The following is a 22,298-nucleotide window of genomic DNA, read 5'->3' on the forward strand; positions in this document are numbered from 1 at the left end:
CAGGGGGGGCGGCGCGGGGCTGACGTGCCGGGGCTGGAACTCGCCGTTGGCGGGGTCTCTGTGGATCAGCGGCACCTGGCGGACTACGACCGGGTGTGCGGGTTCCGGCTGACCGACCGGCTGCCGGCGACGTACCTGCACGTGCTCGGGTTCCCGCTGTCGCTGCGGCTGATGACGAGCCCCGGCTTCCCGATCCCGCTCACCGGCGTGGTGCACGTGGCCAACCGGATCACCGTGCACCGGCCGGTCGAGGTCGGCGAGCGCGTCGACTTCCACACGTACGCGGAGAACCTGCGCCCGCACGAGCGGGGCCGCCAGCTCGACGTGGTGCTGGTCGGCTCGATCGGCGGCGAGGAGGTGTGGCGCGGCGTGTCCACGTACCTCGGGAAGGAGCGCGGCGGCCCGCGGCGCGACCGGGGTGACCGCCCGGCGCCGCCGGCCGCCTCGGCGCGGTGGCGGGTGACGCCCCGCGTCGGTACGGACTACGCGCGCGTCTCCGGCGACCACAACCCGATCCACACCTCGAAGCTGGGCGCGCGGCTGTTCGGCTTCCCGCGCCCGATCGCGCACGGCATGTGGAGCAAGGCCCGATGCCTGGCCGCGCTGGAACCCCGGCTACCAGAGTCGTACACGGTGGACGTGGCGTTCAAGCTGCCGGTGCCGCTGCCGTCGACTGTGGCGTTCAGCGCCTCGCCGAACGGCGCGGGCTGGGACTTCGCGCTGCACAGCGCCCGGGACGGGAGGCCGCACCTGACCGGTTCGGTGCGCTGAGCGAAAGAGGGGACTTGCCGTCCCCTCTTTTCGGCGCTAAGTTGTTCTCAGAGTGAGTTGTTCTCAACCTGAGAGAGTGAGTGACCGTGAACGAGCAGGACTTCCTCGCCGGGTACGACCCGCGGGACTACCCGGCGGTCGCGGTCACCGTCGACGTGGTGGCGCTGACCATCCGCGAGGGCGCGCTGCACCTGCTGCTGATCCGCCGCGGCGCGCCGCCCTTCGCGGGGCACTGGGCGCTGCCCGGCGGCTTCGTCCAGCCGGACGAGAACCTGACCGCCGGCGCCCGGCGCGAACTGGCCGAGGAGACCGGCCTCGGCGGCGAGCGGCTGCGCCGGGTGCACCTGGAACAGCTCGGCAGCTACGGCGCGCCGGACCGCGACCCGCGCATGCGGGTGGTCTCGGTCGCGCACCTGGCGTTCGCCCCCGATCTGCCCGACCCGGTCGCCGACACCGACGCCGACGAGGCGATCTGGCTGCCGGTCACCGCGCTGACCAGCCGGCAGCTCGCCTTCGACCACGGCCGGATCATCGACGACGGCTTGGAGCGCGCCCGTTCCAAGCTGGAGTACACGCCGCTGGCCACCCGCTTCCTCGCCCCCGAGTTCACGATCACCGAGCTGCGGGAGGTCTACGAGACGGTCTGGGGGCACCCGCTGCACGCCGGCAACTTCCACCGCAAGGTGCTCTCGGTGCCCGGCTTCGTGGAGAGCACCGGCGCCAGCACCGAGCGCGGCGGCGCGCGCGGCGGCCCCCGGGCCAAGCTCTACCGCGCCGGAGACGCCCGGCTGCTGCACCCGGCGCTGCTGCGCCCCGCCCGGGAGGAGACGGTGCGGTGAGGACCGAAGAGGCGATCCGGCTGGTCACTGCCGCGCGTACCCACGCAGACCTGTTCGGCGCCGACGAGCCGGCCCGCCGCTACCGCGAGCTGGTCGGCGCGCTGCACCCCGACCGGCTGGGCGCGGCCGACCCCGGCGTACGCGCCGCCGCCGCCGAAGCGCTGGTCACCGTCACCACCCGCTGGCGCACCCCGGCCCCCGCGTACACCGGCGACGTCGCCACCCTGCACGAACGCAAGGAAGGGCCCCCTGTTAACGCCTCCGGTAGAGGAGGGGCCCCTTCTTATCACCTGGCCAAGGTGGCCCGGCACCCCGGCGACAACGACCTGATGGCCCGCGAGGCGCGCGCGTTGCGCCGCATCGCCGAGCGCGGCGACGCCAAACACCTCGCGTACGTGCCGAAGCTGGTCGACTCCTACCCGGCGCGTGACCCGTCGACCGGCGTGCAACGGCAGGTCAACGAGCTGGTGACCGTACCCGGGTTGCGCAGCCTCGACGACGTGCGCCGCGCGTACCCGGACGGGCTGGACCCGCGCGACGCGGCCTGGATGTGGCGGCGGCTGCTCGTGGCGCTCGGCCTGGCCCACCGCGCGGGCGTGGTGCACGGCGCGGTGCTGCCCCGGCACGTGCTGATCGAGCCGGACGCGCACGGCCTGGTGCTCGTCGACTGGTGCTTCTCGGCCGAGCCGGGCGGGCTCGTGCCGGCGCTGGTGCCCGGCCACGAGGACTGGTATCCGCCGGAGGTCGCCGCGAAGCGGCAGTGCGGCCCCGGCACCGACATCGCGCTGGCCGCCCGCTGCATGACCTGGCTGATGGGCGACCGCGCGCCCCGCGAGCTGCGCGCCTTCGCCGACGGCTGCCAGGGCGCCGCGCTCGCCACCCGGCCCGACGACGCCTGGCGGCTGCTGCGCGAACTGGACGAGGTGCTGCACCGGCTGTACGGGCCGCGCACCTTCCGACCCTTCACCCTCAACCCGTAGGGAGGCTGCCATGGGCAGTGGAATCTGGTCCACCGACGTGTACGACGCCGCCGACCGCTACCGGCGCCGCACCGGCAAGAGCGCGTTCTCGTACAGCGACAGCGGCGCGCGCAAGGTGCACCCGGCGCTCGACCCGCGCGACGCGCTGCGGGAGAGCCGCGACTCCGCCGAGCACCCGCAGTCGACGCCGATCGCCGTGCTGTTCGACGTCACCGGCTCGATGGGGCACGTGCCCCGGGTGCTGCAGAGCAAGCTGCCGCAGCTGCTCGGCCTGCTGCTGCGCCAGGGGTACGCGAGCGACCCGCAGGTCATGTTCGGCGCGATCGGCGACGCCACCTGCGACCGGGTGCCGTTGCAGATCGGGCAGTTCGAGTCCGACAACAGGATGGACGACGACCTCGGCCGGATCGTGCTGGAGGGCGGCGGAGGCGGCCAGATGATGGAGTCGTACGAGCTGGCGCTGTACTTCATGGCCCGGCACACGGCCACCGACAGCTGGGACAAGCGCGGCCGGCGCGGCTACCTGTTCATCATCGGCGACGAGCTGGCGTACGCGGGGGTGAAGCGCGCGGAGGTGGCCCGGCTGATCGGCGACGACCTGAGCGAGGACGTGCCGGTCCGGCAGATCGTGGACGAGGTGACCGCGCGCTGGGACACCTACTACCTGCTGCCCGCCGGCAGCCACTACGCGGGCAACCGCAAGGTGCTGGACTTCTGGCGCGGCCTGCTCGGGCAGAACGCGGTCGAGCTGGACGACCTGGACGCGGTCTGCGAGACGATCGCGCTCACCGTCGGCCTCGGCGAGCAGGCCATCGACCTGGACGCCGGCCTGGCCGACCTGGACCGGGCCGGCTCCACCGCCACGCGGACCGTCTCGAAGGCGCTCGCCCGGCTCGGCTCCGGCCGGCGCGCGGTGGCGACGCTGCCGTTCAGCCCGGCCGACGGCGGAAGCGGGGTCACCCGGCTGTGAACCACGTGATGGTGGTCGACCTCGGCTACGGCGACGCCGGCAAGGGCACAGTGGTGGACCTGCTCTGCGCCACCCGGCAGGTGCACACGGTGGTCCGGTTCAACGGGGGCGCGCAGGCGGCGCACAACGTCGTCCTGCGCGACGGGCGACACCACACGTTCGCGCAGTTCGGCGCCGGGACGTTCCGACCCGGCGTACGGACGCACCTGGCGCGGCACGTCGTGGTGGACCCGCTGGCGCTCGCCGCCGAGGCCGACCACCTCGCGTCGGTCGGCGTACCAGACGCGCTCGACCGTCTGACTGTGGACGGGGAGGCGCTGCTCGCCACCCCGTACCACCGGGCCGCCAACCGCGCCCGGGAGATCGCCCGGGGAGCCGACCGGCACGGCTCCTGCGGGCTCGGGGTGGGCGAGGCGGTCGCGTACGGCCTCGCCCACCCCGACGAGGCACCCCGGGTGGCGGACTGCCGCCGCCCGGCGGTGCTGCGCCGGCGGCTGACCGCGCTGCGGGACCGGCTCACCGCCGAGCTGGGCCCGCTGGACGCGCCGCCGGTCCAGGACTGCCTGCCCGCGTACGCGGCCTTCGCGCGCCGGGTGGCGATCGTCGACCGGACCTGGCTGGCATCCGCGCTGCGCGAGGGCACCTGCGTGTTCGAGGGCGCGCAGGGGGTGCTGCTGGACGAGTGGCACGGCTTCCACCCGTACACGACGTGGAGCACCACGACGTTCGCCAACGCCGAGACGCTGCTCGCCGAGGCAGGGATGGCCGGGACCGCGCAGCGGCTCGGCGTGCTGCGCACGACCACCACGCGGCACGGTCCCGGGCCGCTGGTCACCGAGGACGCGGCGCTGCCGTTCACCGACCGGCACAACGGGACGAACCCCTGGCAGGGCCGGTTCCGGTTCGGGCACTTCGACGCGGTCGCCCACCGGTACGCGCTGGAGGTCGCCGGTGGGGTGGACGGGCTGGCGCTGACCCACCTCGACCTGGCCGGGTCCGAGCTGCGGATCTGCCGCCGGTACGAGGGCCTGGACCGGCTCGTCCCCGGCCCGGCCGGTGACCTGGACCGGCAGGCGGCGCTCACACAGCGGCTGATGCGGGCCCGGCCGGTGCTGGACTCGGCGCCCGCCGACTGGGCGGGGGCGGTTTCGGAGGCGCTGGGCGCGCCGGTGGTGCTCACGTCGCGCGGGCCCACGGCCGAGGAGAAGGAAGGGCCCCTTGTTAACGCCTTTTGTATGGGAAGGGCCCCTGCTTAACACCGCACCACCGAGCATGGGTGCATGGGGGACGCGCTCGACCTGCTGCACCACACGGTGACCTCACCGTGGGTGTACCTGGTGATCATCGCGGTCACCGCCGTCGACGCGTTCTTCCCGGCGGTGCCCGGCGAGACCGTGGTGATCACGGCCGGGGTCTTCGCGGCGGGCGGCGAGCCGGACCTGGCGCTGGTGATCGTGACCGCCGCGTTCGGCGCGCTCGTCGGCGATCACGTCTCCTACGCGATCGGGCGCGGCGGCGGCGCGCACCGGCTGGCCCGCTTCCCGGCGGACAGCCGGCGGCGGGCCGGCTCCGAGTGGGCCCGCCGGGCCGTCGACAGGCGCGGCGGGATGATCCTGACCACCGCCCGGTACGTCCCCGGCGGCCGCACCGCCGTCACGCTGACCATGGGCGCGGTCCGCTATCCGGTGCGGATGTTCCTGCTGTACGACGCGCTGGCCTGCGCGACCTGGGGGATCTACTGCACGCTGCTCGGCTACTTCGGCGGCCTGGCGTTCGAGCACAACCCCGTCTCCGGGCTCCTCGCCGGGGTCGCCATCTCGCTCGCGGTCACCGGGCTGTTCGAGGCCGCCCGCTGGGGCCGGCGGCGGGCACACCGGCGAGCCGCCGCGCGCCGCGACTGTTAAAAAGGGGCCCTTCCACTACCGGAGGCGTTAAGAAGGGGCCCTTCCTTACACAGCGCCGGGGTGCCAGGTGGCGCCGCGCAACAGCTGGTCGGCGCCGAGCCAGGCCACGTTCATCATCCGGGTCGCGGTCTTGCCGGCATCGGCCTCCGGGTGGTCGGCCAGCCAGTCGGCGAGCGACTCGGAGGCGCCGACGAGCGCGTACGAGACCACCTCCAGGTCGGTGGCGCCGACCTCCCGTCCGGCGGCGCGCAGCGCGTGGTCGAGCATCCCGGCCACCACCTCGACCAGCCGTCCCCGCATGGCGGCGAGTTCGGCGGCGAACGGCTGCGAGCCGCGGGCCTGCCGGTAGAGCACGGCCCAGCCGTCCCGGTGCGCGCCGACGAAGCCGAAGAACGCGCGCAGCCCGCGCCAGAGCCGCTCGTCGGCGGGCAGGTCGGGGGCGGCGGCGCCGGCGATGGCCTCCATCATCCGGGTGCTCTCGCGGTGCAGGCAGGCGATGAAGAGTTCTTCCTTGGTGCCGAGGTAGGCGTAGACCATCGGTTTGGAGATGCCGGCGTCGTCGGCGATCTCGTCCATGCTGGCGGCGTGGAAGCCGCGGCGGGAGAACACCTTCACCGCCGCGTCGAGCATCTGCTGCTCGCGTACGGCTCGGGGGAGGCGCTTGAAGGTCGGCGTGCTGGACACTCTTGCGAGCATACCTACCCGTGCGTAGGGTTACGCCAGAGTAACCAAGCTGGCCCCGCCCGAGAGGTGCATTTCCTGATGACTGACTTCGACCCGGCCAACTTCGCGAACGTCGGCCCCAAGGAGTTCGCGCAGCTGGTCAAGTCCACGCCGGACGCCAAGATCGCCGAGATCATGTCCGGCGAGTCGCGCGGCAAGATCCTCAGCGAGGTCTTCAACCGGATGCCCACGCTGTTCCGCGCCGACCGCGCCGGTGCCACCAACGCGGTCATCCACTGGAACATCACCGGCCGCCCGGACGGTGGCACCGACACGTACGAGATCGTCATCGAGAACGGCGCCTGCACCGTCTCGGAGACCGCCACCCGCGACCCGAAGCTGAGCCTCACCATGGGCCCGGTCGAGTTCCTGAAGATCGTCTCCGGTGGCGCCAACCCGGTGATGATGTTCATGACCGGCAAGCTGAAGGCCAAGGGCGACCTGGGCCTGGCTGCCAACATCGCCAACCTGTTCGACATCCCCAAGGCCTGACATGGCCGAGTTCTCGCTCGACCTGAACGAGGAACAGCGGGATCTACGCGACTGGGTGCACGGCTTCGCAGCCGAGGTCGTGCGCCCGGCCGCGGCCGAGTGGGACGCCCGGGAGGAGACCCCGTGGCCGATCATCCAGGAGGCGGCGAAGGTCGGCCTGTACGGCTTCGAGTTCCTCGCCACCTGCTGGGCCGACCCCACCGGCCTCTCCCTGCCGATCGCCAGCGAGGAACTCTTCTGGGGTGACGCCGGCATCGGCCTGAGCATCTTCGGCACCTCGCTCGCGGTCGCCGCGATCTACGGCGCCGGCACCCCCGACCAGCTCGTCGAATGGGTGCCGCAGTGCTTCGGCGACGTCGACTCCCCGGCCGTCGCCGCGTTCTGCACGAGCGAGCCGGAAGCCGGCTCCGACGTCGGATCGATGCGTACCCGCGCCGTCTACGACGAGGCCACCGACGAGTGGGTGCTCAACGGGCAGAAGGCGTACGCCACGAACGGCGGCATCGCCGGCGTGCACGTGGTCACCGCCTCGATCGACCCCGAGCTGGGCTCGCGCGGGCAGGCCGCGTTCGTCGTACCCCCGGGCACCTCCGGTCTGACCGCCACCCGCAAGCTGCGCAAGCTCGGGCTGCGCGCCTCGCACACCGCGGACGTCTTCCTCGACGACGTCCGGGTGCCGGGCCGCTGCCTGCTCGGCGGCAAGGACGCGCTCGACGAGCGTCTGGCCCGCGCCCGGTCCGGGCAGCGCGCCTCCGGCCAGGCGGCGATGCGCACGTTCGAGCTGTCCCGTCCGACAGTCGGCGCGCAGGCGCTCGGGGTGGCCCGCGCCGCCTACGAGTACGCCCTGGACTACGCCAAGGAACGGGTCCAGTTCGGACGGCCGATCATCACCAACCAGGCGGTCGCGTTCGCGCTCGCCGACATGAAGATGGAGATCGACGCCGCCCGGCTCCTGGTCTGGCGCGCCTCCTGGATGGGCCGCAACAACCGGCCGTTCGCCGCCGGCGAAGGCTCGATGTCCAAGCTCAAGGCCGGTGAGGTGGCCGTCTCGGTGACCGACAAGGCGGTCCAGCTCCTCGGCGGCGCGGGTTTCCTGCGCGACCACCCGGTCGAGCGGTGGTACCGCGACGCCAAGATCTACACCATCTTCGAGGGCACCTCCGAGATCCAGCGGCTGGTCATCTCCCGGGCCATCTCCGGGATGCAGATCCGCTGACCGCCGGCGGCACGCCGCCCGGCCCGTGACGACAGGCAGCGCCGTCGCGGGCCGGGCGCCCCCGCCTGGCCGACCGGACCCGCGATCGGGCGCAAGATCACGCAAAACCGGACGGCCGACCCGTCCGGAGCCTGGTCGACGAACCACGAACGCGAAGGAGTTGCGCCTTGGACCTGCCGTTCATCGCCGCCACGCTGACCCGCCGTGGACTACTCACCCCGGGCCGCCCGATCCGGGTCGTCTCGCAGCTCAACGCGCTGCGCCGGTGGGGCTGGAGCCTCGCCGGGGAGCTGCGCCAGGCCGCCGCCCGCGACCCCGGCCGCGTCGCGGTGGTCGACGAGCGCGGCGCCACCATGACGTACCAGGAACTGCTGGAGCGCTCCGAACGGCTGGCCCGCTCCCTCCGGTCCCACCTCGGCGTACAGGCCGGTGACCGGGTCGGCGTGCTCTGCCGCAACCACCACGGCCTGATCGAGGCGATAGTCGCCGCGATGCTGCTCGGCGCGGACGCCGTCCTGGTAAACACCGGACTGTCCGCGGCACAGCTGGGCACCGTGGCCGAGGAACAGGGCCTGCGCGTCCTGGTCCACGACGGCGAGTTCACCGAGCGCGTCCTCGCCCTCCCCGCCGAGGTGCACCGGGTCGACGAACGGCGGCACGAGGAGCTGATCGCCGCCGCGGTCCCCGGCGAACAGCTCCAGCCGCCCGAGCGGGACGGCCGCACCATAGTGCTGACCTCCGGCACCACCGGCGCGCCCAAGGGCGCCCGCCGCCCCACCCCGCACGGCTTCGGCCCGCTGGTGTCCATCATCGACCGCATCCCGCTGCACGCGCGGAACACCACCATGATCGCCGCGCCGATCTTCCACACCTGGGGGTACGCCGCCCTCCAGGTCTCGTTCGCGCTGCGCGCCACAGTCGTGCTGCACCGCCGATTCGACCCCGCCGCCACGCTGACCGCGCTCGTCGCCCAGCGGTGCGACGCGATGTTCGCCGTACCGGTGATGCTGCAACGACTCATGGAGGTCGAGCCGCCGCTGCCCCGGCCCCCGCTCAAGGTGGTCGCGGTCAGCGGATCCGCCCTGCCCGGCAACCTGGCCACCGCCTTCATGGACCGCTACGGCGACGTGCTGTACAACCTCTACGGCTCGACCGAGGTCTCCTGGGCCTCCATCGCCGGCCCACGCGAACTGCGCGCCGCGCCCACCACCGCGGGCCGGCCGCCGCACGGCACCCGGCTGGCGATCCTGGACGAGAACGGCCGCCCCGTCCGGGACGGCGAGGTCGGGCGGATCTTCGTGGGCAACGAGATGCTCTTCGAGGGCTACACCTCGGGCGTCGGGCGGGAGAGCCGCGACGGCCTGCTGGACACCGGCGACCTCGGCCGGCTCGACGCCGACGGCCTGCTCTTCGTGGACGGCCGGGCGGACGACATGATCGTCTCCGGCGGCGAGAACGTGTTCCCGTCCGAGGTGGAGGACCTGATCGCCCGGCTGCCGCAGGTCCGCGAGGTCGCGGTGATCGGCGTACCGGACCCCGACTACGGCCAGCGGCTGGCCGCGTTCCTGGCGCTGCGGCCGGGCGAGACGCTCGACCCGGAGGCGGTCCGCGAGTACGTCCGGCGCTACCTGGCCCGCTTCTCCGTGCCCCGCGACGTGGTGTTCGTCAAGTACCTGCCGCGCAACGCCACCGGCAAGGTGCTGAGCCGGGAGTTGCGCCGCTACTTCGACTGACGGACGGCGCCCGCGAGCCGGTCCCGCCGCGGGGGCGTCGCCCGTCAGCCGGGAATCGTGATCCGGCCCTCCACCGCACCCGCCGCGATGTCGGTGCGGTGGTGGGAGCCGGCCAGCTCGACCTCGCGTACCAACTCGTAGGCGGCGTCGCGCGCGGCGGCCAGGTCGGGGCCGGTGGCCGTACCGCAGAGGACCCGGCCGCCCGCGGAGCGCAACGTGCCGTCGGCGTCGCGGCGGGTCCCGGCGTGGATGATCCCGGCGCGGTCCGCGCCGGTGATCACGTCACCGGTACGCGGGCCCGCCGGGTAGCCCTCGGCCGCCACCACGACTGTCACCGCCGCGCCGTCGCGCCACCGCAGCGGCGGGTGCGCGCCGAGCGTGCCGGTGGCGGCGGCGTGCAGCAGCCCGCCCAGCGGGGTCTCCAGCAGGGCGAGCACCACCTGGGTCTCCGGGTCGCCGAAGCGCGCGTTGAACTCGATCACACGCGGGCCGGACGGGGTGATCGCCAGGCCCACGTAGAGCAGGCCGGCGAACGGGGTGCCCCGGCGGCGCAGCTCCGCCAGCGTCGGGTGCACCACGTCGCGCATCACGTCGTCCACCAGGTTCGGCGGCGCCCACGGCAGCGGCGCGTACGCGCCCATCCCGCCCGTGTTCGGGCCGGTGTCGCCGTCGCCGACGCGCTTGAAGTCCTGCGCGGGCAGCAGCGGCACCGCCGCTTCACCGTCGGTCACCACGAACAGGGAGACCTCGGGACCGGACAGGTACTCCTCGATCACCACCCGGCCGCACTCCGCGGCGTGCCGCTCGGCGGCGGCCCGGTCGTCGGTGACCACGACGCCCTTGCCGGCGGCCAGCCCGTCGTCCTTCACCACGTACGGCGCGCCGAACTCGTCCAGCGCCCGCGCCACCGCAGCCGCGTCCTCGCAGGTGTACGCGCGGGCGGTCGGCACACCGGCAGCCGTCATCACGTCCTTCGCGAACGTCTTCGAGCCCTCCAGCCGGGCCGCCTGCGCGCTCGGGCCGAACACCGCGATGCCCTTGGCGCGTACCGCGTCGGCGACGCCCGCCACCAGCGGCGCCTCCGGGCCGATGACCACCAGGTCCGCCGCGACCTCGACGGCGAGGGCCGCCACGGCCGCCGGGTCGGTGGGTGTCACCTCCCGAAGCGAGGCGACCTCGCCGATCCCCGGATTCCCCGGCGCTGCGACGAGCGCCTCGACAGCCGGATCCCCGGCGAGTCCGAGCGCGAGAGCGTGCTCCCGCCCACCACCACCCACAAGAAGTACGCGCACGACCCCGCATCCTACTGACCACCCCACCCCACCCCGTTGATCAAGGAGTTTGCGTCCCAGATTTGGGGCTTTCCGGCCGCAAACTCCTTGATCAACGGGGTGGGTGACGGCTCTGGCGCAGGGCTCGTCTGACCGTCTGGGGGATGTAGTCGGGGCGGAGGGTATCGGACCAGGTGAAGCGGAGGATCCGCCAGCCGGCGTTGACCAGGCGGTTCTGCCGGAAGCGGTCGGCGTAGACGGCCTCCGGGGTCAGGTGCGGGGCCCGGCCGTCCGCCTCGGCGATCAGGCGCGCGCCCCGCCATGCCAGATCCCCGATGCCGAGCAGGTAACCGTCCTCGTCCCGGACCGGCAGTTGGAGGGTGTCCGGCGGCACGCCGCCGTCGACGCAGCGGAGCCGGGTGCGGGTCTCCAGGGGTGACTGTGCCCGGCCGTCCGCCTCGGCCAGGTACCCCCGGGCGGCGACCGCCCCGCGGCGTCCGGCGAAATGCGCGAGCACCAGGGACAGGTCGTCCTCGGCCAGGATCCCCTGGTTGAGCGCGGAGTCGAGAACGCACACCGCCGGGTAGCGCCGAGCCCGCAGCAACACGTCGGCAACGGTCCGCGCCGGTGTGGTGACCGGCACGCCCTCGACCTGGCACACGTCCGCGTCGGCGAGCGTCAACTGGTGCACCGTCAGTCCCGGCTCCGCCCGGCGTTGCACGTGCGGCCGGTCCGGCGGCACCGAGACGTGGATCGCCGCCGCCGGCGGAAGGCCGGCGATGCCGTGCAGTTCGGCGGCGGTGTCGAGTACGGCGACCGCGCCCGGCCCCAGGCTCGCGATCGCGGCGCGGATGCGGACACGTCGCAGCGCCACCGCCGTCGGCCCTGTGGACGGGAGGTAGCAGCCGCGCGAGACGCGCGTCCATCGTCCGGCCCGGACGAGGTACCGGATCTGCTCCCGGCCGAGGCCCAGGCGCAACGCCTGCCCCGCCGTCACGAACCCGCCCTGCCCGGCAGCCAGCCGCGTCAGCTCGTCGAATTCACCCACACGCGCAGGCTCCCCCGCGCCACTCCACAGCCGAAACCCCTGTGGACAACCCTGTGGATAAACAGACCTGCTCTCCCGGTGGCCACTCCGCGACCGCCCCGTTGATCAAGGAGTTTGTGTACGGATCCGACGCCGGACTGGACACAAACTCCTTGATCAACGACAAAGGGCGGGGTTAGGGGAGGAGGGGGTGGCGGAGGACGTTTTCCTCTCGGCCCGGGCCCACACCCACCACGCTCACGCGGGTGCCGGTCAGCTCCTCGATGCGGGCGATGTAGCGCCTCGCGTTCTCCGGGAGCTCGTCCTCGGTGCGCGCCTTGGTGATGTCCTCCCACCAGCCGTCGTGCTCTTCGTAGATCGGCGTGGCGTGGTGGAAGTCGGTCTGCGTCATCGGCATGTCGTCGAACCGCTCACCGTTGATCTCGTACCCGACGCAGATCGGCACCTTTGCCAGGCCGGTCAGCACGTCCAGCTTCGTGACCACCAGGTCGGTGACGCCGTTGAGGCGGCACGCGTACCGGGCCACCACCGCGTCGAACCAGCCGCAGCGGCGCTCCCGGCCGGTGGTGGTGCCGTACTCGTGGCCGACCTTGCGCAGGTGCTGCCCGTTGTCGTCGAACAGCTCGGTCGGGAACGGGCCGGAGCCCACCCGCGTCGTGTACGCCTTGCTCACCGCGATGACCTTGGTGATCGCGGTCGGCGGAATGCCCGCGCCCACGCACGCCCCGCCGGCCGTCGGGTTCGACGAGGTGACGAACGGGTAGGTGCCGTGGTCCATGTCGAGCATGGTGGCCTGGGCGCCCTCCAGCAGCACGGTCTCGCCGCGGTCGAGCGCGTCCCAGAGCATCACCCGGGTCTCGGCGATGTACGGGCGCAGCCGCTCGGCGTACTGGAGGTACTCCTCGACCGTCTCCTCGACGTCGATCGCCTTGCGGTTGTAGACCTTGAACAGCAGCTGGTTCTTCTCGCGGAGCGCCAGCTCCAGCTTCTTGCGCAGGATGCCCGGGTCGAGCAGGTCCTGCAGGCGGATGCCCATCCGGGCGACCTTGTCGCCGTACGCGGGGCCGATGCCCCGGCCGGTGGTGCCGATGCGGGCGCTGCCGAGGTAGCGCTCGACCACCCGGTCCAGCGCCCGGTGGTGCGGCATGATCAGGTGCGCGTCGCCGGAGATGCGCAGGCGGGACACGTCCACGCCGCGCTCGGCGAGCCCGTCGATCTCCTGCAGCAGCACCTTCGGGTCGACCACCACGCCGTTGCCGATCACGATCATCGCGCTCGGTGACAGCGCACCGGACGGCATCAGGTGCAGCGCGTACTTCTGGCCGTCCGGCGTGATCACCGTGTGGCCTGCGTTGTTGCCGCCGGAGTAGCGCACGACGTAGTCGACCCGCTCACCCAGCAGGTCGGTAACCTTGCCCTTGCCCTCGTCGCCCCACTGGGCGCCGAGCAGCACGATCGCTGGCATCTCTTCCGCCTCCAGAAGGCTCGGGTGCCAGGTGGCGACCGGTCTGCGAGCCCGGGGTGTCAGGCTAACAAGTAGTGACGGCGGGACCAGCAGGGGTTGGTCGAGAAGCAGGAGGCTCCTTCGTGTACGACGTGGTGCTGCTCACCCTCGGCTCGGAGCGGGACGCTCCCGGTGGTGGCTGCGGCAGCGGCGGCGCCTGCTGCGGCGGCGCGGACGACACCGCCGCCGAGAGCGGCGAGGAGCGCTGCGAGACGCCGCGCGTACCGGTGCTGGCCTGCGCGGACGAGCTGACCGCCCGGGGTGCCCGGGTGACCACGGTGACCGCCCGGTCGGACGCCGAGATCGACGAGGTGCTGGCCCGGCTCGACGGCCCACCGCGCCCCGACGGCCTCACCTGGCCGGACCCCGACGGCAAGACCCGGCTGATCGTCGCCACGGCCAGTGACGGTCAGTTGCGCGCCGTCCTGCGCCGGCTGGTGCGCCGGTACGCTCCGCCGCCGAGCCGCCGCCCCGCGGACCTGGCCGACAACCGGACGGTGCCCGACCTGCCCCCGGTCGGCGTACTCCCGCTCGATCCGGCCCGGTCCGGGACGGCGCGTGACCTGGCCGCGCAGCTCGGGCTGCCCCGGGACCCGGCCGGGGTGGCCGCCGCGGTGCTGGACGGCACGGCCCGGCGACTGGACCTGCTGCGCAACGACGGCGGCTCGGTGACGCTGGACGGCGCGCTGCTCGGTGCCGCCGACGACGCCGGCCGGCCGCTGCACTGGCGGGCCCGGGTCGAGGTCGACGGCACGGTGCTCAGCGACGGCTCCGAGCCGATCACGGCCTGCGCGATCGGCAACGCGGGCGGGTACGCGCGCCTCGGCGAGGTGGACCTGCTGGGCGGGCCGGACCCGGCCGACGGACGGGTGACGGTCGGCGTCGCCGTACCAGTGGTGACCCGGTCGGCGTTGGGCCGGAAGAAGGTCCGCCTGGAGGTACGGCGGGCGCGGGGACGTGCGGTGGCGGTGGTGCCCCGCGACGAGAAGGTGCCCTTCCTCGACGACGGCGTCGAGGGCGAGCTGAGCCGCAAGCGCTCCTGGTGGACCGAGCCGGGCGCCTGGGCGGTCTGGACGGGCTGACCTCGGTCGATCCCCGTCCGGCTCGCGCCGCTGGCCGTACCGCCTATCCTCGGCGGAAGGAATGGGGAGGAACCGTGGTGCACGACAACGACGACCGGGCCCACGTGCCGGGTCGAGGGCAGGTGCCGGAGCGGGACGTCGAGCCGCTCTGGCCGCCGGAGGAGACCGACGGCGTGGTCACCGCCCCGCCCTGGGCGGCCGTGCCCTGGCCGCTTCCGCCGGCCGACGCCCCCACGCCGTCGACGTCGGACGTCCCGGTGCCACCGGCGCCCGCGGTCGACCTGGACCTGCCGTTCACGCTCGACCAGCCGCCTCCCGGCGCGACGCCGGCCCAGCCGGGCTCACCGGTCACGGCCGCCACGCCTCCCGCGTCGCAGGCAGCGCCCGGCCCGGATCCGGACGCCGCATATCCCTCGTTGCAGGGCGCGCCCGCTCCCGATCCGGCCGCCACGCGGACACTGCCGGAGCCGGCTGACACGCAGACGGCAGCCGACCCGGAGGACACGCGGACAACGGCGCGCTCGGCCGACGCGCGGGCATCGGCCGACGCGGACGGCGAGGGTGCCGGCAACGGCCGGGCCGTGTCTCCGTGGGCCCAGCCGCCGCAGCGGGCCACTGCCGACTCCGCACCGGACCTCGTTCCCGCTGACGGCGACACGCCGGGGTCCGGCACCGACCCGGCGCGGGCCGTCCACGCCAACGGCGCCGTCTCCGGCCGGGCCTCGGTCGCCGGCACTGCGCTCCCGCCGCCCGACACCGCCCCGGTGACCGGCCGGGCGCAGGTCACCGGAGCGTCGTCGCCGGGCACGGGTGAGCCGGCGCCGGAGCCGCCGCGTCTCGGGCCGTTCCCACCGTCGCCGGGCGTGCCGGCGCCGCCGTCGCCCTACGGCAACGGCTACCCGCAGGCCGGCTACCCGCAGGCCGGCTACCAGCAGGCCGGCTACCAGCCGCAACCCGGCCAGCCCGGCTGGTACCCGCCGCCCGGCTGGACGCCACAGCCCGGCCCGGCCCAGACCGGCGCGGCGCAGGCCAGTCCGGCGCAAGCCAGTCCGGCGCAGGCAGTCGCGGCGCCCAACGGCCCGGCGCACAACGGGCCAGCGCAGACCGGGCCGGCGCAGACCGGCGCCCCGGTGCCACCGCACGTGCCCGCCCCGCCGGTGTCCGGCCCGGCCGCGCCCCAGCCACCGCAGCAGCCGGCGTACCCGGAGCAGGGCTGGACGCCGCAGCAGGCGGTGCCCCCGACCGCCGAGGACTTCGCCCGCCGCCGCCAGGCCCGGCCGGTCGATCCGGTGGCCACCATGGGCGTACGCGCGGTGGTCAACAAGATCGGGCTGGTCCGGCTCGCGCCCGGGCGGCACGAGCAGGAGGTGAAGCGCGACATCGAGATGGTCCGCCGCAACTTCGGCGGGCTGCGCCAGGTGACTGTGGTCAACCCGAAGGGCGGCGCCGGCAAGACGGTGGCGATCCTGCTGCTCGCCATGACGTTCGGCCAGAAGCGCGGCGGATACGTGCTGGCCTGGGACAACAACGAGACCCAGGGCACCCTCGGCATGCGGGCGCAGCAGGACTTCCACGCCCGTACGGTGCGCGACATGCTGCGTGACCTGGCGCAGTTCCAGGGGCCGCACGGCCGGGTCGGCGATCTGTCGCAGTACGTCCGCTCGCAGGGCGAGGGCATGTTCGACGTGCTCGCCTCGGACGAGTCGGCGACCGGCGGCGAGATGCTCACCGCCGCCGCGTTCGCGGAGATCCGCGAGGTGGTCAGCCGCTTCTACAAGCTGATCTTCGTGGACACCGGGAACAACGTCCGGGCGCAGAACTGGCAGGCCGCGATGGACGCCACCGACCAGCTCGTGGTGACCATGTCGGCCCGGAACGACTCGGCCGAGACCGCCGCCCGGATGCTCGACCACCTGGAGCAGAGCGGCCGGCAGCGGCTGGTCCGGCAGGCGGTGACAGTGGTGTCGATGCCGCCGTCGCGCAAGGAGATCGACCTGCCCGCGATCCAGGCCCACTTCGCGGCGCGGACCCGGGCGGTGCTGCTGGCGCCGTACGAGCGGCTCATCGACACCGGCGAGCCGCTGCGGTACGGGCAGCTCTCCTCCGCCACCCGGGACGCCTGGCTGAAGATCGCCGCGTCGGTGGCGGAAGGGCTGTAGGACGGGCGCGACGGCCGGTACCCGGGTGGGGACCGGCCGTCGCGGCAGTGGTCAGTCGCCGGAGAGCGCGTCTCCGGCGGCCGGGTCGCAGTCACGGAGGAACTGGGCGCACCGGGCCGCCTCGTCCGCCTCGCCGATCTCGCCCGCCGCGCGGGACAGCACGTAGAGGCAGCGCAGGAAGCCCTGGTTGGGCGCGTGCGACCAGGGCACCGGGCCGTGGCCCTTCCAGCCGCTGCGGCGCAGCTGGTCGAGGCCCCGGTGGTAGCCGGTGCGGGCGTACGCGTACGCCGTGACGACCTGGCCCGCGGCGAGCGCGCGGCCGGCCAGCGCGGCCCAGGCCGCACTGTAGGTCGGGAAGCGGGCCGCGACCTCGGCGTACGCCTCGTCGGTGCCCTGCTCGGCCGCCGCCGCCAGCGCGGCGTCGGCCTCCTCGTGGGCCGGGAGCAGGGTGGCCGGTGGCTCAGGCAACAGGTTCTGCATCGCCCCATTCAACCCGCTTCGCCATCGGGTACGCGAGGGGCCTCGCCCGTACGGTTGGCTGAACGGCTGAGGGTTTCGTCACGCCTGCGGCGGGAGCACACGTACCCGCGGCCCATGCCGCCGACGTGGTTCTTGCACTACAAATACAGATCCGGAGCCTCCCCAGGACCCGGTTACGCAGGAGCCCGGCGGCGTGCCCGCCGGGCTCCTGTCGTTCCCGCCCCCGGTTTCGGCACTTGCCGTGCGGAGGCAGGATGACGGGGTGCCGACCCCACCACCCGCGGACGTCATCGAGCCGCACGCGCCCCACGTCAACGAGATCGAGACCCGCACCGCGTTCGAGCAGCGGCTGGCCGGGGGGACCCTGGCCGGGCTGACCGTGCAGGGCCTGCGCCTCGACCTCGACCCGGTCCCCGACCTGCGCCACGTCGACGTCACCGGCACGCTCTTCGTGGGCTGCCGGTTCGCCGGCCGCGAGGTGGGCGCGGACCTGGTCCGGCGGGGCGCCAACGTGGTCCCGCCGTTCTCCGGGCTGCCCTACCCGACCCAGCCGTCGCACCTCTACACGGCCGACGAGCTGGCCGCCGGGTTCGCCGAGAGCGGGTTCGCCGGGATGTACGACACCCGGGTGTACGCGCACTTCCGGGCGCACGGCGGCGCGCTGCCGGACGTACGCGAGGCGCTCGGGCAGCGACTGCACGACCACGGTGTGGACAACGCGCTGGCCGACGCCACCCGGTCGTGGCTGGCCGCGCACGGCCCGCAGTCCGTGGTGGGCGTGATGGGCGGGCACGCGGTGCCGCGCGGCAGCGTCGCGTACCGGATGGCGGCGGTGCTGGGCTGGGAGCTGGCGCGGGCCGACCGCCTGGTGGTGACCGGCGGCGGTCCGGGCGTGATGGAGGCGGCGAACCTCGGCGCGTTCCTCGCGGCGTGGCCGGCCGAGGAGCTGTCCGCCGCGATCGACACGCTCGCCGTCGCGCCGGACTTCACCGACCACGAGCGGTACACGGCGGCGGCGCTGGCGGTGCGCAAGCGGTACGCGGACGGCCCGTCGCTGCCGTCGCCCCGCCCGTCGGCGCCCGGCACCGAGTGGGCCCGGTCCGGCGGGCTGGCCATCCCCACCTGGCTGTACGGCCACGAGCCGGCGAACCTGTTCGCGGGCCGGATCGCGAAGTACTTCTCCAACGCCATCCGGGAGGACACGATCCTGCGGCTGGCCCGGGGCGGGATCGTGTTCGCACCAGGCAAGGCCGGCACCGTGCAGGAGGTGTTCCAGGCGGCCACCAAGACGTTCTACGGCACCGACGGGGCGAGCGGGGCGTACGTGTTCCTGGACCGCGCGTACTGGACCACCGAGCTGCCGGTGGAGTCGCTGCTGCGGCCGCTGTTCGCCGCGTCCCCGTTCGGCGACCTGTCGCACACGATCCACCTGACCGACGACGTACGCGACGCCGTCCGCCTGCTGGTGCAGTGAAAGGAAGGGCCCCTTTTTAACGCCTCCGGTAGAGGAAGGGCCCCTTGTTAACGCCGTGCGTTAACAAGGGGCCCTTCCTTACAAGCGGAGGGTCACTTCATGGTGGTGCCGGTGGAGCGCAGGTGCTCGCAGGCCTCGACCACGCGGGCGGCCATGCCGGCCTCGGCGGCCTTGCCCCAGACGCGCGGGTCGTACATCTTCTTGTTGCCGACCTCGCCGTCGACCTTCAGCACGCCGTCGTAGTTGCGGAACATGTGGTCCGCGACCGGGCGGGTGAAGGTGTACTGGGTGTCGGTGTCGATGTTCATCTTCACCACGCCGTAGTCCAGCGCCTCCCGGATCTCCGAGAGCAGCGAGCCGGAGCCGCCGTGGAAGACCAGGCTGAGCGGCTTGTCCTTGCCGTACTTGGCGCCGACCGCGTCCTGGATCTGCTTGAGCACCTCGGGGCGCAGCTTGACGTTGCCCGGCTTGTAGACGCCGTGCACGTTGCCGAAGGTCAGCGCCGCCATGTAGCGGCCCTTCTCGCCCAGGCCGAGCGCGTCGACCATGGCCAGGCCGTCCTCGACGGTGGTGTAGAGCTTGTCGTTGATGGCGTTCTCGACGCCGTCCTCCTCGCCGCCGACGACGCCGACCTCGATCTCCAGGACGATCTTGCCCTTGGCGGCCTCGGTGAGGAGCTGCTCGGCGATCTCCAGGTTCTCCGCCACCGGCACGGCCGAGCCGTCCCACATGTGCGACTGGAACAGCGGCTCCTGGCCGGCCTTGACGCGCTCCTGCGAGATGGCCATCAGCGGCCGGACGAACTTGTCCAGCTTGTCCTTCGGGCAGTGGTCGGTGTGCAGCGCGATGTTCACCGGGTACTTCTTGGCGACCTCGTGGGCGTACGCGGCGAACGCCACCGCGCCGGTCACCATGTCCTTCACGGACGGGCCGGACAGGTACTCCGCGCCGCCGGTGGAGACCTGGATGATGCCGTCGCTCTCCGCGTCGGCGAAGCCCTTGAGCGCCGCGTTCAGCGTCTGCGAGGAGGTCACGTTGATCGCGGGGTACGCGTACCGGCCGGCCTTGGCCCGGTCCAGCATCTCCGCGTAAGCCTCAGGGGAAGCGATGGGCATGTCGAACGCTCCTTACTTACCGCTCTCGGCCGTGCAGGCCGCTGTCTTCCATGGGCGCGACCGTTCCGGTCGCTCACGTCCACGGGTGCGCCGGACCGCGCTGTCCACCGCGGGCAGTATCCCGTAGGAGCGCGCACGGGGCACAACCGGCCCGGGCGCTGCTCACCGATTCTCCAGCCGGTCCGGCACGACGACGCTGATCAGCCAGCTCACCACCGCCACCACGATGGCGCCCCAGAAGGCGGCCCAGAACCCGTCCACGTGGAACGGGAGCTTCAGCAGACCGGCGATCCAGTCGGTCAGCATGAACAGCAGCGCGTTCACCACCAGCGCGAACAGGCCGAGCGTGAGCAGGTAGAACACACAGCCGAACACCTTGATGAGCGGCTTGAGCACCGCGTTCACGACACCGAAGACCAGCGCCACCACGATCAGGGTGAGCACGTTGTTGCCGGTGTTACGGCCGCTCACCTCCACCCCGGGCACGATCAGCGTCGCGATCCACAACGCGACCGCCGTGATCGCCAGTCGGATCAGAAAGCCCATGGCAACCATCCTGGCACCGGCCGCGCGCCGGGAGCGGGACAATCGCCGACTCCGCGTTCCGCCCGCCGCCGGGCGGCGGCCCGGACCAGCCCGTACGGTGGTGGGGACGATGCCCGCACGGAGATCAGGGAGGGACGATGGGTCAGCCCGACGAGGACTTCGCGCCCAGTGACCACCTCGCCCCGGAGGAGCGGGATCTGGAGGCCGAGCCGGCCGACGCGGTCGAGCAGGCCACCACGGTGACCGACGACAGCGACGGCGAGCCGCACCGCGGCCTGGAGGTCGACGACTGGGACGCCATGGAGCAGGCCCGCGTCGTCACCGCCGACGAGGACGACTACCGCTGATCCGGCGCCCGGGTCACCGCAGGCCGGTGACCCGGGCCGGATGGGCGGCGGCCCATTCCCCCAGCCGGTCGGCCCGCAGCGCGTCCAGGAACCCCGGGGTGAGTTCGGGGTCCGCCTCGTACCCGCGACCGTTCCACTCGGCGAGCACCGGGAAGGCGACCGCGACCGGCTCGGCGGCGCCGGCCCGGGCGGTCGCGCCCACCAGCGCCGGCAACGACAGGTCACCGGCGTCGACAGTGACGGCCGGGCCGATCCGGATGAGCAGCCGGTTGAGTTGCGCCGGATCGGTCGCCGTTCCCCGCTCACGCATCTGGCGGAGCAGGCCGGCGGCGTAGCGGGCCGCGTTGCGGTCGCGGTCCAGTCCGCCGTCGCGCAGGCCGTACCGCTGCCGCAGCAGGTCCACCGCCGCCGCGCCGTCGAGCCGCTGGCATCCGGCGGGAAAGCGCCGCTCGGTGTGCACCGAGCGAACCGGCTCCGGCAGGCAGACCGGCACGCCGCCGACCGCGTCGGTCAGGTCACGGGCCCCCGGGTACGTGAGCACCGCGCCGGCGTCGACGCGTACCCCGGTCAGCCGGGCGACCGCCTGGCGGGTCGCCCGGTAGCCGGCCGCCAGGTCGGTGCCCGAACCGGTGGCGCGGGAGAAGGTCGCGTTGAGTTTCTCCGTTCCGCCCGGTGCCGGCACCAGCAGGTCACGCGGGAGCGACACCAGGTAGAGCCGGCTCCGGTCGGCCGGCACGTGCACCAGCAGCACCGAGTCGGCACGGCGGCTGCCGGCCGACTGGTCGACGCCGAGCAGCAGCAGGTTCAGCGCGCCGCCGGGTTCCGGCTCCGGCGTGGCGAGCAGGGGCGCCGCCGTGGGCGCCGGTGGCCGGGGCGCCATGGCGGTGAAGCCGACCAACGCGACGGCGGCGACCGCCAGCGCCGTGCCGGCCAGGCGTACTCGCCGACGGCGTCGACGGCGGGTGATCACCGCCCGGTCGACTGCGGCCCGGACCGGGCCGACGGGCGGGGTCGACTCCTCGAGGCGGGCGAACGCGGCCCGCAGCTCGTCCTCGATCATCAGGAGACCTCCACGAGTTCGGCTCGGAGGGTGGCCAGCGCGCGCGAGATGCTGGACCGGACGGTGCCCACGGCGCAGCCGAGGATCTCGGCTATCTCCCCGTCCGGCAGGTCCTCGTAGTAGCGCAGCACCAGCGCGGCGCGCTGCCGCCGGGGCAGTCGGGACAGCCAGGAGCGGACCTGGTCCCGGTCGACTGCGGACTGGGCGTGGTCGGCGGACGCGGGCACCGAGTCGTCGACGTCGCCGCGCAGCAGCACGCGCCGGGCCCACGAGCCGCGCCGCCAGTCGATGAACTGGTTGGTGAGCATGCGTCGCACGTATCGCTCCGGGGCGTCGCTGCGAGCCACCCGCCGCCAGTGCAGCTGCACCCGGACCATGGTGTCCTGCACCAGGTCCTGGGCCTGGTGCGGGTCTCCGGTCAGCATGACCGCGTACCGCAGCAGGGCGCCCAACCGCGCGTCGGCGAACTCCTCGTACGTCACTGCACCTCCCGGTGTCCGTTTGAAGGACGGTCCCGGGCGGCTGGAACATTGCGGCGGCGACGATCATCCGTTCGGTCAATATTCATCATCTGGGACAACGCG

General features: G+C 73.4%; 22 protein-coding genes. 13 read left to right on the forward strand and 9 right to left on the reverse strand.

Annotated elements, in window-relative coordinates; all coding sequences use genetic code 11:
- The 6 genes from BAW75_RS09860 to BAW75_RS09885 form a co-directional block, all read left to right on the forward strand.
- The coding region (locus tag BAW75_RS09860; protein ID WP_104113419.1) for a MaoC/PaaZ C-terminal domain-containing protein at positions 1-771 on the forward strand (771 nt) is incomplete at its 5' end.
- An 80-nt stretch (positions 772-851) separates the two neighbouring features.
- Positions 852-1,610 (forward strand): NUDIX hydrolase, encoded by a 759-nt coding sequence (locus BAW75_RS09865; RefSeq protein WP_208635223.1) that lies wholly within the window; start codon positions 852-854, stop codon positions 1,608-1,610.
- Positions 1,607-2,590 (forward strand): BUD32 family EKC/KEOPS complex subunit, encoded by a 984-nt coding sequence (locus BAW75_RS09870; RefSeq protein WP_104113372.1) that lies wholly within the window; start codon positions 1,607-1,609, stop codon positions 2,588-2,590. Before BAW75_RS09865 ends, BAW75_RS09870 begins: the two co-directional genes overlap by 4 nt.
- 10 nt (positions 2,591-2,600) lie before the next feature.
- Positions 2,601-3,560 carry a hypothetical protein gene (locus BAW75_RS09875; protein WP_104113373.1) on the forward strand — a complete coding sequence of 320 codons (960 nt, stop codon included), beginning with the start codon at positions 2,601-2,603 and terminating at the stop codon, positions 3,558-3,560.
- The gene (locus BAW75_RS09880; RefSeq protein WP_104113374.1) at positions 3,557-4,816 is read left to right on the forward strand and encodes an adenylosuccinate synthetase; all 1,260 of its coding nucleotides are present in this window, start codon (positions 3,557-3,559) and stop codon (positions 4,814-4,816) included. Before BAW75_RS09875 ends, BAW75_RS09880 begins: the two co-directional genes overlap by 4 nt.
- A gap of 24 nt (positions 4,817-4,840) precedes the next feature.
- A complete protein-coding gene (locus BAW75_RS09885) occupies positions 4,841-5,464 on the forward strand; it encodes a DedA family protein (RefSeq protein ID WP_043327550.1) in 624 nt (207 codons plus the stop codon).
- A gap of 45 nt (positions 5,465-5,509) precedes the next feature.
- Here the strand turns inward: BAW75_RS09885 and BAW75_RS09890 are convergent, their stop codons facing one another.
- Positions 5,510-6,148 carry a TetR/AcrR family transcriptional regulator gene (locus BAW75_RS09890; RefSeq protein ID WP_030500578.1) on the reverse strand — a complete coding sequence of 213 codons (639 nt, stop codon included), beginning with the start codon at positions 6,146-6,148 and terminating at the stop codon, positions 5,510-5,512.
- A 78-nt stretch (positions 6,149-6,226) separates the two neighbouring features.
- Between BAW75_RS09890 and BAW75_RS09895 the strand changes: the two genes are divergently transcribed.
- The 3 genes from BAW75_RS09895 to BAW75_RS09905 all read left to right on the forward strand — a co-directional run bounded on the left by BAW75_RS09895 (position 6,227) and on the right by BAW75_RS09905 (position 9,628).
- A complete protein-coding gene (locus BAW75_RS09895; protein ID WP_043327552.1) occupies positions 6,227-6,679 on the forward strand; it encodes an SCP2 sterol-binding domain-containing protein in 453 nt (150 codons plus the stop codon).
- Between the two features lies 1 nt (position 6,680).
- A complete protein-coding gene (locus tag BAW75_RS09900; protein ID WP_064447943.1) occupies positions 6,681-7,895 on the forward strand; it encodes an acyl-CoA dehydrogenase family protein in 1,215 nt (404 codons plus the stop codon).
- A 167-nt stretch (positions 7,896-8,062) separates the two neighbouring features.
- Positions 8,063-9,628, forward strand: coding sequence for an AMP-binding protein (locus tag BAW75_RS09905; protein ID WP_104113375.1), 1,566 nt, complete (start codon positions 8,063-8,065; stop codon positions 9,626-9,628).
- Positions 9,629-9,672: 44 nt separating this feature from the next.
- Here the strand turns inward: BAW75_RS09905 and purD are convergent, their stop codons facing one another.
- The 3 genes from purD to BAW75_RS09920 form a co-directional block, all read right to left on the reverse strand.
- Positions 9,673-10,920: a phosphoribosylamine--glycine ligase gene (gene purD / locus BAW75_RS09910; protein WP_104113376.1), complete on the reverse strand. Its 1,248-nt coding sequence runs from the start codon at positions 10,918-10,920 to the stop codon at positions 9,673-9,675.
- Positions 10,921-11,011: 91 nt separating this feature from the next.
- Positions 11,012-11,947, reverse strand: a complete 936-nt coding sequence (locus BAW75_RS09915) for a type IV toxin-antitoxin system AbiEi family antitoxin domain-containing protein (protein WP_104113377.1) — start codon at positions 11,945-11,947, stop codon at positions 11,012-11,014.
- A 175-nt stretch (positions 11,948-12,122) separates the two neighbouring features.
- Entirely contained in the window at positions 12,123-13,412 is a 1,290-nt protein-coding gene (locus BAW75_RS09920; RefSeq protein WP_043327554.1) for an adenylosuccinate synthase, read from the reverse strand.
- Between the two features lie 122 nt (positions 13,413-13,534).
- On the opposite strand from BAW75_RS09920, the gene BAW75_RS09925 reads away from it, so the two are divergent.
- Positions 13,535-14,533: a diacylglycerol kinase family protein gene (locus BAW75_RS09925; protein WP_104113378.1), complete on the forward strand. Its 999-nt coding sequence runs from the start codon at positions 13,535-13,537 to the stop codon at positions 14,531-14,533.
- A 74-nt stretch (positions 14,534-14,607) separates the two neighbouring features.
- Complete coding sequence (locus BAW75_RS09930; RefSeq protein ID WP_104113379.1) at positions 14,608-16,692, forward strand: MinD/ParA family ATP-binding protein; 2,085 nt, start codon at positions 14,608-14,610, stop codon at positions 16,690-16,692.
- 51 nt (positions 16,693-16,743) lie between these two features.
- Here BAW75_RS09930 and BAW75_RS09935 read toward each other — a convergent pair whose 3' ends face one another.
- Complete coding sequence (locus BAW75_RS09935) at positions 16,744-17,172, reverse strand: DUF3151 domain-containing protein (RefSeq protein ID WP_043327556.1); 429 nt, start codon at positions 17,170-17,172, stop codon at positions 16,744-16,746.
- A gap of 262 nt (positions 17,173-17,434) precedes the next feature.
- Between BAW75_RS09935 and BAW75_RS09940 the strand changes: the two genes are divergently transcribed.
- Positions 17,435-18,646 (forward strand): LOG family protein, encoded by a 1,212-nt coding sequence (locus BAW75_RS09940; RefSeq protein ID WP_210869622.1) that lies wholly within the window; start codon positions 17,435-17,437, stop codon positions 18,644-18,646.
- A gap of 92 nt (positions 18,647-18,738) precedes the next feature.
- Here BAW75_RS09940 and fbaA read toward each other — a convergent pair whose 3' ends face one another.
- Both fbaA and BAW75_RS09950 read right to left on the reverse strand, forming a co-directional pair.
- Positions 18,739-19,761 (reverse strand): class II fructose-bisphosphate aldolase, encoded by a 1,023-nt coding sequence (gene fbaA, locus BAW75_RS09945; RefSeq protein WP_043327558.1) that lies wholly within the window; start codon positions 19,759-19,761, stop codon positions 18,739-18,741.
- A 162-nt stretch (positions 19,762-19,923) separates the two neighbouring features.
- Entirely contained in the window at positions 19,924-20,307 is a 384-nt protein-coding gene (locus BAW75_RS09950) for a phage holin family protein (RefSeq protein ID WP_043327559.1), read from the reverse strand.
- Positions 20,308-20,444: 137 nt separating this feature from the next.
- On the opposite strand from BAW75_RS09950, the gene BAW75_RS09955 reads away from it, so the two are divergent.
- Positions 20,445-20,654 (forward strand): hypothetical protein, encoded by a 210-nt coding sequence (locus BAW75_RS09955; protein WP_030500565.1) that lies wholly within the window; start codon positions 20,445-20,447, stop codon positions 20,652-20,654.
- A gap of 13 nt (positions 20,655-20,667) precedes the next feature.
- On the opposite strand, the gene BAW75_RS09960 is transcribed toward BAW75_RS09955, so the two are convergent.
- Positions 20,668-21,714, reverse strand: a complete 1,047-nt coding sequence (locus BAW75_RS09960) for an LCP family protein (RefSeq protein ID WP_064447949.1) — start codon at positions 21,712-21,714, stop codon at positions 20,668-20,670.
- Positions 21,714-22,196 carry a SigE family RNA polymerase sigma factor gene (locus BAW75_RS09965; protein WP_043327561.1) on the reverse strand — a complete coding sequence of 161 codons (483 nt, stop codon included), beginning with the start codon at positions 22,194-22,196 and terminating at the stop codon, positions 21,714-21,716. The genes BAW75_RS09960 and BAW75_RS09965 overlap by 1 nt, the downstream gene beginning before the upstream one ends.
- Between the last annotated feature and the right edge of the window lie 102 nt (positions 22,197-22,298).

This window comes from Micromonospora chalcea (genome assembly GCF_002926165.1).
Taxonomy (GTDB): domain Bacteria; phylum Actinomycetota; class Actinomycetes; order Mycobacteriales; family Micromonosporaceae; genus Micromonospora; species Micromonospora chalcea.